This is a genomic window from Rhodobium orientis, assembly GCF_003258835.1.
Taxonomy (GTDB): Bacteria; Pseudomonadota; Alphaproteobacteria; order Rhizobiales; family Rhodobiaceae; genus Rhodobium; species Rhodobium orientis.
The window spans coordinates 15569-27744 of record NZ_NPEV01000060.1 but is presented as its reverse complement, the minus strand read 5'-3'; the positions used below and the strand labels follow the sequence as shown (position 1 = coordinate 27744).

At 63.0% G+C, this 12176-nt stretch carries 9 protein-coding genes and 3 pseudogenes; 10 read left to right on the top strand and 2 right to left on the bottom strand.

Translation table 11 applies throughout. The annotated features are described in order from the left end of the window. Positions 1 to 807 (top strand): annotated as a pseudogene (locus CH339_RS24815) (relaxase/mobilization nuclease domain-containing protein); the annotation flags it as partial. Between the two features lie 304 nt (positions 808 to 1111). Here CH339_RS24815 and CH339_RS24810 read toward each other — a convergent pair. Next, complete coding sequence (locus CH339_RS24810; protein WP_170138602.1) at positions 1112 to 1285, bottom strand: hypothetical protein; 174 nt, start codon at positions 1283 to 1285, stop codon at positions 1112 to 1114. Positions 1286 to 1430: 145 nt separating this feature from the next. Between CH339_RS24810 and CH339_RS20440 the strand changes: the two genes are divergently transcribed. Next, positions 1431 to 2579: an IS4 family transposase gene (locus CH339_RS20440; protein WP_111436221.1), complete on the top strand. Its 1149-nt coding sequence runs from the start codon at positions 1431 to 1433 to the stop codon at positions 2577 to 2579. A gap of 19 nt (positions 2580 to 2598) precedes the next feature. Here CH339_RS20440 and CH339_RS25210 read toward each other — a convergent pair. Beyond that, positions 2599 to 2827 (bottom strand): annotated as a pseudogene (locus CH339_RS25210) (MFS transporter); the annotation flags it as partial. Positions 2828 to 2965: 138 nt separating this feature from the next. Here CH339_RS25210 and CH339_RS20430 point away from each other — a divergent pair. The 8 genes and pseudogenes from CH339_RS20430 to CH339_RS20395 all read left to right on the top strand — a co-directional run bounded on the left by CH339_RS20430 (position 2966) and on the right by CH339_RS20395 (position 12052). Beyond that, positions 2966 to 3723 (top strand): IS5 family transposase gene (locus CH339_RS20430; RefSeq protein WP_111436220.1). Its coding sequence is split into 2 segments (ribosomal slippage): positions 2966 to 3299 and positions 3299 to 3723, totalling 759 coding nucleotides; the frame shifts between segments, so codons are not numbered across the junction. Between the two features lie 112 nt (positions 3724 to 3835). Next, complete coding sequence (locus CH339_RS20425; RefSeq protein WP_111436219.1) at positions 3836 to 4456, top strand: TetR/AcrR family transcriptional regulator; 621 nt, start codon at positions 3836 to 3838, stop codon at positions 4454 to 4456. Between the two features lie 217 nt (positions 4457 to 4673). Next, positions 4674 to 5960, top strand: coding sequence for a patatin-like phospholipase family protein (locus tag CH339_RS20420; RefSeq protein WP_111436218.1), 1287 nt, complete (start codon positions 4674 to 4676; stop codon positions 5958 to 5960). Between the two features lie 196 nt (positions 5961 to 6156). Then, the gene (locus CH339_RS24805; protein WP_170138601.1) at positions 6157 to 7140 is read left to right on the top strand and encodes an efflux RND transporter periplasmic adaptor subunit; all 984 of its coding nucleotides are present in this window, start codon (positions 6157 to 6159) and stop codon (positions 7138 to 7140) included. Further along, positions 7137 to 8195, top strand: coding sequence for an efflux RND transporter periplasmic adaptor subunit (locus CH339_RS20410; protein WP_146610266.1), 1059 nt, complete (start codon positions 7137 to 7139; stop codon positions 8193 to 8195). Before CH339_RS24805 ends, CH339_RS20410 begins: the two co-directional genes overlap by 4 nt. Then, on the top strand, positions 8192 to 11233 hold the full coding sequence (locus CH339_RS20405; protein ID WP_111436216.1) for an efflux RND transporter permease subunit: 3042 nt from the start codon (positions 8192 to 8194) through the stop codon (positions 11231 to 11233). Before CH339_RS20410 ends, CH339_RS20405 begins: the two co-directional genes overlap by 4 nt. A gap of 162 nt (positions 11234 to 11395) precedes the next feature. Continuing rightward, positions 11396 to 11662 (top strand): annotated as a pseudogene (locus CH339_RS25205) (transposase); the annotation flags it as partial. A 207-nt stretch (positions 11663 to 11869) separates the two neighbouring features. After that, positions 11870 to 12052 (top strand): hypothetical protein, encoded by a 183-nt coding sequence (locus tag CH339_RS20395; protein ID WP_146610265.1) that lies wholly within the window; start codon positions 11870 to 11872, stop codon positions 12050 to 12052. The last annotated feature ends 124 nt before the right edge of the window (positions 12053 to 12176 follow it).

Genomic DNA, 12176 nt, shown 5'->3' with positions numbered 1-12176 from the left:
GCCCAAAGCGAGGCTCGCGACCCCCGTAACTTTTCGCTCGCCGAATGGCAACAGGCGAAGCGCCAGGGCAAAGACCCGCGTGCCATCAAGGCGGTTCTGCAGGATGCCTGGGCGATCTCCGATACGAAAGCGTCCTTCATCCATGCGCTGGAGGAGCGTGGCTATCGACTGGCGAAAGGCGACCGCAGCAGCTTCGTTGCTCTCGACATGCACGGCGAGGTCTACGCCCTTCCGAAATGGATTGGCGTCAGGACGAAGATTGTCCGCCAACGATTGGGCGACGAAGACGACCTGCCGGATGTGGCAACCACAAAAGCAACGATCGCCGAGGAAATGCAGGACGCACTGCAGCGGCATAAGGGCCAGCTGCTAAGCGATCTTCAGCCGCGCAACAGCCGCTTGCACAAACAGCGCCGCGCCATGGTTCACCGCCACCGCGCCACGCGACAAAAGCTGATCGAGACTATCGAACGCCGCAAATGGCAGGAAGCCCGCATCCGCCAATCTCGCTTTCGTTCCGGCTTGAAGGGTCTGTGGGATTGGGCTCGCGGCGAGGCGAAACGCATTCAGCAACGCAACGAGGCGGAAGCAAAAGCCTGCGCGCTACGGGACCGGAAAGAACTGGACGCGCTGGTCTTCGCACAACTCGCCGAACGGCGGCAGCTTGTCGATATGCGGGCCGCACTTGCCCGCGAATTCGCGTCGAGAAGGCGGAATATTCACGACGATATCCGCGCCTATGATGCAATGCACCGCTCGCGGGGTTCTGAAAGCCAGCATCGAAAAAACCGAAGATTGGTGAGATAATTCCCGCGAAATCAAGCGCTTTCCAACTACTATGGCGCACTGAAAAACTCCTGCATTGCAACGCCCATCAGGACAAGCGCCGCCAAGACCTCGACCGCTTGCGCGGAGACGGGCAACAAGCGGGGACGTCGTTCGAAAAGCATCAGCATCGCCCCGCGGAACGCGACGGTGGCAAGGGCGACCGCGGACAGGGTCGCGGCGATCCCAAGGCGAAATAGATGTCGCGCTGGATGGCGACCAACTCCTGCATCAGCCCGTCAAATGGCGCTTCGGTCGCAAGCTTTCTCCGGCATCGATGAGCGTCCTAGCGGACCGGTGGCCATTCGGCGTGCAGATCGTCGATCACGAACGGGTGGCGGTGATGATGCGAGGCTGCGGGTTCCCCCTCCAGAAGGTGCGGATGGTCCGGCGGCAGGTCGGAATGGTTGTGCTCCGAGGCATCGTCCTCCGCGGCGGGCCAGACCCGAATGGTCAGCAAACCGCCAACCGCGGTGATCGCGGCGAGGACGCCTGCTGCCAGCCACTGCTGTCCGGTTTAAATTAGTAGACAGGATGCATGGCATTGATTCTTCTGTGTTTCAGACGTTTGGCAGCGTTTGGGACACACAAGGAAGGTCAACGCCATGCGGCATCAGAATAGCGTTTTTCACGAACTCCAGAAGCACATTCCCTGGGCCCTGTTCGATCGGCTTGTGGACAAGCACAAGGCTGACCATCGCGTCCGCCGGCTGTCGACCAAAAGCCAGTTCCTGGCGCTCCTGTTCGGCCAGATCGCCGGCGCCGACAGCCTGCGCGAGATCGAGGCCGGATTGGCCTGCCACAAGGCCCGGCTCTACCACCTCGGCGGACGCTGCCCGGCCCGCACGACCCTGGCCGACGCCAATGCCAACCGGCCGGCGGCCGTGTTCTGCGATCTGTTCGCCGCCCTGGTCGCCAATGCCGGAAGGGGGCTGCGCCGCGCCGTCGGCGACGCCGTCTATCTGATCGATTCAACCGGGCTGCGCCTGAGCGGAATGGGAAGCGAATGGGCGCGGTTTTCCGCCGGTGTCTGCGGCGCCAAGATGCACGTCATCTACGATGCCCACGCCGAGCGGCCGGTCTATGCCGCGGTCAGCGCGGCCCGGGTCAACGACATCACCGCCGCCCACGCCATGCCGATCGAGCCCGGCGCCACCTATGTCTTCGATCTCGGCTATTTCGACTACGCCTGGTGGGCCGATCTCGACGCAGCCAGGTGCCGCATCGTCACGCGGCTGAAGAAGAACACACCGCTTGCCGTAACCGCCGAGCTGCCCGTGCCGGACCACGGCACCATTCTGTCCGATCGCATCGGCCTGTTGCCGAAGCGGCGCTCAAAGGGCAAGGCCAATCCCTTCACCGATCCCGTGCGCGAGATCCGGCTGAAGGCCGAAAACGGCGCGATCCTGCGCATCGTGAGCAATGATCTCGATGCCCCCGCAAACGCCATCGCGGCCCTTTACAAGCGGCGATGGGCGATCGAGCTGTTCTTCCGCTGGATCAAGCAGACCCTGAAGATCCGCCATTTTCTTGGCCGATCGGAAAACGCCGTGCGCATCCAGATCGCCGTCGCCCTCGTCGCCTATCTGCTGATCAAATTGGCCCAGAACACACAGAAAGCAATCGCCAGCCCGCTTGCCTTCGCGCGCCTCGTACGCCTCAACCTAATGCACAGACGCCCGATCGATGCCCTCAAAGACCAGCCCCCGACACCGCCCACAGACCCACGACAATTGGCCTTCGAACTCTCATGAAACTAAACCGGACAGCAGTGGCTGCCAGCGAAAGACCGGCGTTTGCGCCAAGCCAGCCCGCCATCGGATAGGTCAACAGCCAACAGGCATGGGACAGGGCGAACTGGGCGGCAAAGACGGCCGGGACGGTCAGCCTGGTGCAACGATCTCCGCAACAGCCGCCCCGACGGCACCTGAGCCAGCGAGAAACCGGCGCGGATGACAAACCACGGGACCAGCAGCATCGCGTATCCGCCGAGAAAGGCGGCAAGGGTCGCCGAGAGCACCAGGAGCATCACTTCGACTACACTTCCGTCCAAACTTGAAACGCTTTAGGGTCTGGACCCATAAAAGGGATTCCCAGGTTGGAGGTTCTATGATTCACGGTCTCTGGAAGGAGACCATTGATGAATCAGGACTGTTTCTGGCTGACGGGTGAGCAATTCGCGCGGATAGAGCCGCATTTACCGACCGATACGCGGGGCAAACCGCGCGTCGATGACCGTCGTGTGATTAGCGGCATCGTCCATGTTTTGAAGTCCGGAGGGCGCTGGGTCGATGCGCCGGTATGCTACGGCCCACGCAAGACGCTCTACAATCGGTTTGTCCGCTGGGCCGAAAAGGGTATCTGGATCAATCTGTGCCACACCCTCGCCGATGCCGGCGGGCCACCCGCCCACGTGTTGATTGACTCCTCGGCGGTGAAGGCACATCGCTCGGCATCAGGCGGCAAAGGGGGGAGAAAAGCCAGGCTATTGGCCGATCCAGAGGTGGGCGAACGACAAAAATCCATGCGTTGACCGACGTTGAATGCCGACCCCTTGCCTTCCTGCTGACCGGCGGAAACGTCGCGGTCTGCAAGGCCGGCGCGGAGCTCTTGGGTCAACTCTCCGATTGCCGCAACCTGCACGCCGACAAGGGCTATGACAGCAACGCAATCCGCCGCCAGGTCGAAGCGACGGGCGCAATGCCAAACATCCCGCCCAAAACCAATCGTCACTGGAAAAACTGCTTCTCACCAACGCTTTATTGGGACCGCAATGCCATCGAGCGGATGTTTTGCCGTCTCAAGGACTTCCGCCGCATCGCAACTCGATACGACCGACACGCGACAAACTTCCTCGCCGCCGTTTGCATCGCGGCAACCGTCAGCTACTGGTTATGAGTCTGGACCCTAAACGACTTCATGGGCTCTCATCCGTTGGTCAACGAGTGTTGACTACGCAACACCCTAGGGACATTTCTTTCGTCCCGTCAATAGGACACCGCAAAAGCACATGCCGAGGTTTTTCATCGGGCCGGAGTCGGACGACACAACGCGCGAGCGCATTCTCAAAGCCGCCATATTGCGCTTTTCGACCCACTCCTACGAGCAGACCGGGTTCCGCGATCTTGCCGCGGATGTCGGTGTCGATCCCGCCTACGTGCATCGCTGCTTCGGCTCCAAGCAGAAGCTCTTCCATGAAGCCCTGAAGGCCTCCCTTCGACCCGAGCGGCTGTTCGTCGGAGGGTCCGACGATCTGCCGTCGACGCTGGCCAGGGAGGTGCTGGCCGAGTGCGGCGCCAACGAGATCCGACCCCTCGATGTCGTCATTCGCTCCTTCTCCAGTCCCGAGGCGTCGCGCGTGCTCAGCGACGTCCTGATGGACGATTTCATTGCCCCGATGGTCGAGAAACGCGGTCCGCTGTCGAAAAAGCGCGCGGCGCTCGTTGCAGCGCTCCTGGCCGGGGTCGGCATCCTGCGGGATGTCATCGGCGCCGATCCCCTTCTGGACGGTGACGAAGCGGAAACCCAGGAACTCATCGCCCAGGCGATTGAAAACCTCATTGATGGCGATGCGGACAACGACCTGAAGGAGCAGTCCGAGCCCGCCTCGGTAGACGATAAGGCCGAATAGGGCTGGCGCGACCGGGCAATGAACGCCGGGTCGGCACCAGAGGAGAAAAGCCCGTTGTTACAGGAGTCAACAGGCGTTGACTTGTTGTCGCCGCTCCGGTAATGCACGACCTTTCGGCCAATGCGGGTGAGATTGCGTCAGGGACGTGCCGCCGTTCGCCCATGCATGTCGCACGATACATATCTACCGATTTTCATGGGCGCGTAGGTTCCAAGGGATGATCCAGACTGACGACCTTTACCGGCAGCCCGCGATGCTGTGGCCGATGCTTGTGGACCTGATGCGGCGTACCGTCCGACGCAAGCCTGCGTGCGGGACGACGCGGGACATGTCACGATTGCCAAGCTTTCCCAATCGTACGTCCCGGCTGATCATGCTGATCGTGGTCGGAATGTGTGCCGGTTGCGCGTCGGCGCCCGAACGGCCCCAATACACCCAGGAGGCCGCCACCATGGCAACGGTGGTGGGCATGCCCGGCGACATCCGCATGTGGGCAGACGCACCGAAAGAGGTGTTCCTGTCCGAGGCGCGCCAGCTCGTTTCGGCCGCGCGACGCCGTGGCCAGTCGCTCGCCCTGCTTGCCTTGTCGGGCGGTGCCGACGACGGCGCCTATGGCGCGGGCTTCCTGAACGGCTGGGCACAGGCCGGCACGCGGCCGGAATTCACCGTTGTCAGCGGCATCAGCACGGGAGCCCTGATCGCCCCCTATGCGTTTCTCGGTACCGCCTATGACGACAAGCTGAAGCGCATGTTCACCGAGATCGAGCGGCAGGACATCTTCGTTGTGCGCGCGCTTTCGGGCCTTTTCGGCGCATCCTTCGCGGACAACACCCCACTCAAGAAGATGGTCGAGGAGCAGGTGACACCGGAGCTGTTGTCGGCGATCGCCGCGGAGCATGCCAAGGGCCGCAGGCTTCTTTTGGCAACCACCAATCTGGACGCGCAGCGCATGGTGGTGTGGGACATGGGGCGAATCGCCGAGGTCGGAACACCGCGAGCGCTCGAAGTGTTTCGCAAGGTGTTGATCGCCTCGGCCAGCATACCGGGTCTCTTCCCGCCGGTGCTTTTCGAAGCGCAGGCCAATGGGGAGCGTTTTTCGGAACTCCATGTGGACGGCGGCGCAACCATGCAGGTGTTCACGTTGCCGCCGGCCATCTTCACCCATCCGAAATCGGGCACCGTCCCGCGGGGCAGCAAGATCTATATGGTCATCAACAACAAGCTGGCACCTGAATTCGATGTGGTCCGGGTCTCGGCAATTCCGGTGGCCGGTCGGTCCTTCTCCACGCTCATCAAGTCGAGCGCACAGCAAACGGTTCTTCAGACATACGATTTCACGAGAAAGAACGACGTTGGCTTTTTTCTTACCTTTATCGGTTCAGATTTCGACTTCGACAGAGGCGACATGTTCGACCAGGCCTATCTCAATGCGCTCTACGACTATGGTCTTCGCCGCGGCTCAAGCGGCAAGGGCTGGCATGAGGAGCCCCCGTTTGGAAACTAGGCGTCCCAAGGAAGGCCCAAGCCCGTCGGAGCATCTCGGCAGCTTCGCCCCGTCGAACGCCGATGACGGACCGGTCCGCGTGTCACGGCCCGATGGAACGGCGACGTCGCGGTCGAGACGGTTTCGTTGCCTCCTGGCGGCGTTCTCCGTGCTTGTGGTCGGGTCTTTCGCGGCCCCGGCGCATTCCGAGGAGCCGTTGCCGGTCGAATTCGTCACGGTGGAGAAAGCGGCCGTCTCTGAGACCATCTCTATTACTGGCGAGATCGTCGCCCGCAACGAAGCGCGCGCTGGCTTTCGCGAAGGCGGCCGCGTGAACCGCGTTGCCGTGGAGGAAGGCGACCGGGTCAAGGCCGGCCAGACCCTGGCCGAGATTGACAACACACAGCAAAGAGAGGGTCTGAACGCGGCCGAAGCGCGGCTCGCGGCGGCGCGGGCAACCCTCGCCCAGGCACGAAACGACGACAGGCGGCAGGCAAGCCTGCTCGAGCGCGGCTTCACCACGCGTGCGGACCGGGACCAGGCACGGGATACGCTCGACAGCGCCGAGGCCGCGGCGGCAGAGGCCGTCGCAGAATTGGAGCAGGCCAAGACCGCTCTGGACGACACGGTCCTCAGCTCTCCCATCAATGCGGTGGTGACGGGCAAGATGGTCGAGCCAGGACAGGTGGTTGCGGGGGCGGAGGCCGCCTTCACGCTCGCCCCCGTCGGTGAGCTCGACGCCCTTTTCAACGTTCCAGATTCTCTCATTGTCGATCCGCTGTCGGACCAGGACATCGACCTGCAACTGATCGACCAGCCGGAAATCGCGATGGAGGGCCGGCTCCGCGAGATCTCACCACTGATCAACCCGCAGACCGGGGCCGTCGCGGTCTATATGGCGGTGCGGGATCCCCCCCCCGCCGTCCAGATCGGCGCACCGGTCCGCGGCGTTTTCACGCTTCCCTCCCGTCCGGTGGTTCGCCTGCCCTGGACCGCGCTGAGCGCGAATGCAGAGGGACCGGCAATCTGGGTCGTCGGCAAGGACAACACGGCCGTTCTGAAAAACATCGAGATCGGTCGCTACGAGAGCGGCACGTTTACCGTTGCCGCCGGTCTTGAAATCGGCGATCGGGTGGTCGGCGACGGGGCAAGCTTCCTCTATCCCGGTCGTCCCGTCGTGCCCGCGGAGGGGGGGGAGTGACGTCTCGCTTCATCATGATCGTGTGCCTTCTCGCCGTCGCTGGCTGTCAGGAGGAAGAGACACCGCCGGCACCGCGTCCGGTCGTATCGGAGGTTCTGACCCTCACGCCGACGAACGCGCGCTCCTGGGTCGGAACGGTCCAGTCGCGCAGCGAGGCCGATCTTGCCTTTCAGGTGCTGGGCCGCGTCGCCGAGCGCCCTGTCGATGTCGGCGATGTGGTCGAAGAGGGCGATGTCGTCGCGCGGCTCGATACGGCGAGCCTGGTCGCGGCGGAGCGTTCGGCGGAAGCGGCGCTCGGACAGGCCGAGGCCCGGCAGCGGACGGCGCGGGATGCTCTGACCCGTACCCGCGCCCTGTTCGAGCGCAAGGTCGCGTCGGAGGCCAACCTTGAGGCGGCCGTGCAGGCGCTGGCCGTCGCCCGCTCGGAGGTCGACCGGGCCCGCTCGGCGCTCGTACAGGCGGCCGACCGGCGCGACAACGCCACGTTGAGGGCCAGCACCCATGCGGTGGTGACAAAGACCTATGTCTCCCCGGGCGCCACGGTATCCGCCGGCGAGCGCGTGCTGCGAATTGCCCGAACGGACGACCTAGAGGCGGTCATCGACCTGCCCGAACCGGCGATCGCGACCATCAACAAGAACGCGGCGTTCGTCGTCGGCCTTGCGGCGGCGCCCCGGGTCACGGCCGACGGGCGCCTCGCCTATATCGAACCCGTCGCCGAAGCCGCGACGCGGACGCGGCGGGTCCACATCACGCTGGACAGTCCCCCGCCGTCCTTCCGTCTCGGATCGCTCGTCAGTGCCAGCCTGAAAACCGGCAAGGACGCCGTACTTTCCCTTCCGATCTCGGCCGTTTTTGAGCGCGACGGCCAAACGACGGTCTGGCGGGTCGTACGGCCGGAGAACAGGGTCGAAGCCGTGACCGTGGAGCTTGGTCAAGAGTTCGCCGAACGCGTTCGGTTGACCTCCGGCCTTTCGCAAGGAAACGAGGTCGTCACACGCGGCGTCCACAGCCTCCAGGATGGCACCATCGTGGGCAAGAGGATCGGCGATTGAAGGGCTTCAATCTCTCGGAGTGGACGCTGCAGCACCGCTCGCTCGTCTGGTACATCATGCTGGTCTCGCTCGTCGCCGGCGTGATGGCCTATTTCTCCCTGGGCCGGGCGGAGGATCCGAGCTTCACGATCAAGACGATGATCATCGGCGGCTCCTTGCCGGGAGCAAGCGTTACCGAAACGCAAAAGCAGGTGACGGACCGGATCGAGAAGGAGATGGAGGAGCTCGACGAGCTCGACTTCACCCGCTCCGTCACGATGCCCGGACAGGCAATCGTCTATGTCGAGCTTCTGCCCACGACGCCCGCCAAGGATATCCCACGCATCTGGCAGCGCGTGCGCAACATGATGAACGACGTGCGCGGCGAATTTCCGTCGGAGTTCGGCGGCTTCCAGTTCAACGACACCTTCGGCGACGTGTTCGGCAACATCTATGCTTTCACCGCCGACGGGTTCTCGCCGCGCGAACTGCGCGACTGGGTCGAGAAGGTGCGCGCCAGAATCCATCAGCTTCCGGATGCGGGCAAGGTCGACATGTTCGGCGAACGCGACGAGCGCATCTATCTAGAGTTCTCGCCGCGCCGGCTCGCAGCTCTCGGGCTGGATCAGGAAAAGGTGTTGAACACGCTCTCGGCGCAGAACGCCATCGCTCCTTCCGGCGTGATCAACGCGGGACCGGAACGCATCCTGGTGCGCGTCGGCGGGCAGTTTTCCAGCGAGGAGAGCCTGGAAGCGGTGAACCTGAGGGTCGGCGACCGCTTCTTCCGGCTCGCCGATGTCGCCTCGATACGCAGGGGCTATGTGGATCCGCCGAGCGAGTTGTTCCGCTACGACGGCAAGGACGCCATCGGTCTTGCCATCGGCATGCGCGACGGCGCCAATATTCTGGAGTTCGGCGAGGAACTGGAAACGGCGATTGCCGCCGCGAAGGCCGAACTGCCCATCGGCATCGACATTCATCAGGTCGCGGATCAGCCGGCCGTGGTCGACGATGCCGTCGGCCATTTCGTGCAGGCGCTCGCCGAAGCCGTCGCAATCGTCCTTCTGGTGAGTTTCATAAGCCTCGGGTTCCGCGCCGGCTTCGTCGTCACGCTGACGATCCCGCTGGTCCTTGCGATCACCTTCATGGTGATGCTGGCCTATGGGATCGATCTGCAGCGGATCTCCCTCGGCGCATTGATCATTGCGCTCGGCCTTCTGGTCGACGACGCGATGATTGCCATCGAGACGATGATCGCCCGCCTCGAACTCGGCGACAATCTGGAAAAAGCGGCCTCCTACGCCTGGACATCGATCGCGTTTCCCATGTTCTCGGGCACGCTCGTCACCGTCGCCGGGTTCATCCCCATCGGCCTCAACAACTCCAACGCCGGCGAATTCACCTTCTCCCTGTTCGTCGTGATTGCCGTCTCCCTGCTGGTCTCGTGGATCGCGGCGGTCCTGTTCGCGCCGCTGATCGGCGTCACCGTCCTACCCAAGGAACTCAAGCACGCGCATCAGGGGCCCGGTCGCAGCCGGCGTGCGTTCCAGAGCATCCTGCTGACGGCGATGCGCCACCGATGGCTCACCATCGCGACAACGGTCCTATTGTTCGCGGCCTCCGTCGTCGGCATGGCGTTCGTCCAGCAGCAGTTCTTTCCGAGCTCGGACCGGCCGGAACTGATCGTCGACGTGACGCTGCCCCAGAACGCGTCGATCGCGGGAACGAGCGACACCATCGAACGGCTTGAGAGCTTCCTCGCCGAGCAGGACGAGGCGCTTTTCTTCTCGTCCTATATCGGCACCAGCGCGCCGCGCTTTCTTCTGTCCTACGACGTGCAGACACCGGGTCCCTATATGGGCCAGATCGTGATCCAGACGCCGTCGGTCGAGGCGCGCAACACTCTCAAGGCAAAGCTGGACAGCCTTGGCGAAAAGCAGTTTCCGGGCGCCGACATATTCGTCAAGCTGCTGGAAGTCGGCCCGCCGGTCGGGCGCCCCATCCAGTACCGGATCTCCGGCCCGGATATCGAAACGCTTCGCGACCGCGCACGGCGGCTGGCGAGCCTCCTGGGGTCGCAGGATCGCCTGTCGAATGTGGCGATGGACTGGAACGAGCCGGCGCGGGTCGTTCGCGTCGACATCGTGCAGGACAAGGCCCGTCAGCTCGGCATTTCCGGCCGCGACATCGCCGGCGCGCTCCAGGCGATCTTCGACGGCAACACCGTCACCGCCCTGCGCGACGACATTTACCTCGTCGACATCGTTGCCCGCGGCCAGGCGAAAGAGCGCAAATCCGTGGAGTCGCTCTACAATCTGCAGATCACCGGTGAATCGGGCGAGCCTATTCCGCTGTCGAGTTTCGCCACCTTCCGCTTCGACACCGAGCCGCCGCTGATCCATCAACGCAGCCGCCAGCCGACGGTCACGGTGCAGGCTCTGATCGCTAGCCGCGAGCAGCCCGCCACCGTCGTCAAGGCGCTGGAGCCGACCATCGCCGCCTTTGAGGAGGACTTGCCGCCCGACTACAAGATCGCCATCGGCGGCGTGGTCGAAAGCAGCGAGGAATCCCAGGCGCCGATCGTTGCCGTCGTGCCTTTGATGGCGGTAACCATGCTCACGCTCATCATGCTTCAGATGCAGAGCTTTCGCTTGATGTTCATCGTCCTGTGCGCCGCACCTCCCGGACTGATCGGTGTTGTCGCCGCGCTGCTGCCGTCAGGCACGCCGCTCGGGTTTGTCGCCATCCTCGGTGTGCTGGCGCTCGTCGGGATCCTGATCCGAAACTCGATCATCCTGGTGCAGGAAATCGAGGTCCTGCGCCTCGGCGGCGCAAGCCGGTGGGATGCCGTGTTCAAGGCCTCCGACAGTCGCGCCCGTCCGATCGCACTCACCGCGGCGGCGGCGAGCCTGGCGCTGATCCCCATTGCCCGGCAGATCTTCTGGGGGCCCATGGCCGTCGCCATGATGGGCGGCATCATCGCCGGCACGGCCGTCACGCTGCTGTTTATTCCCGCGCTCTACCTCGCTGTTTTCCGGGTGCCGCGCGAGGCGCGATAGGACGCGCGCGGAAAAGACCGCCTGGCTGCTCTCGTCAGCCCCCCTGGTACGGGCCGGCCGTGGACCGGGCGCTGTGAGCTGTAATTCTAAGCCCAGAACGTTTCACCCTAGACTTGCCCTGGAAAAGTGGAGGGCACCAACTGAGGAACCAGGAAGTGTTCTATGTCAAAAGGGAAACGACCGACGCCGGAGTTCCGGAGAGAAGCGGTCCGGCTGGCGCTGACGAGCGGGCGCACGCGGCGTGAGATTGCGGAGGCTCTCGACATCGGGCTTTCGACGCTGTCGCGGTGGCTGCGGCAGGAGCGCGATGCGGAGGAGCCGATTGAGGCACATCCAGATCTTCATGCCGAACTGAAGCGGCTTCGCAGAGAGAACGCGGTGCTCAAGCAGGAGCGCGACATCCTAAAAAACCGTCGCAGGGCCGTGGCCCGCCTGTGCGCGGTAGAAACACCTGCTACTCTTGCATGCGGAGGGGAGTTGCCGATGGCTTATTGGAGGCATTCGACCCCGTTAAAAGACGTGGCACATGGGCCGATGCGCACTTGAGAATGGTGACGCGGCTTCGACGGTGATCCCGGTTAGGAAGATGACGGACTTGCATGGCCCAACCCCTCCAGGATGAACGGAGGTGATGCCATGATAAAGACTACCAGCGGCGACCAGCCAGCTTTGAAGATGGTCAATTCCGGCGCTGCGGCGATCGACATTGGTTCGACCATGCATATGGCCGCAGTAAACCCAAATAGTGACGACATGCCAGTGCGCAATCAGACCCTCGAAAGCGATACTACAGTAATGGCAAAGCACACAAAGCCGTGATTGACGATCAGGGGATTTCGCGCAAAAATAAAGGTTTTCTTTTGGATTATATATTAGCATTCAAAAATTTATTTTGCGGAATTTTAACTAAAATTCTGATTTTTCTAGATCTTCCGGCTAATTA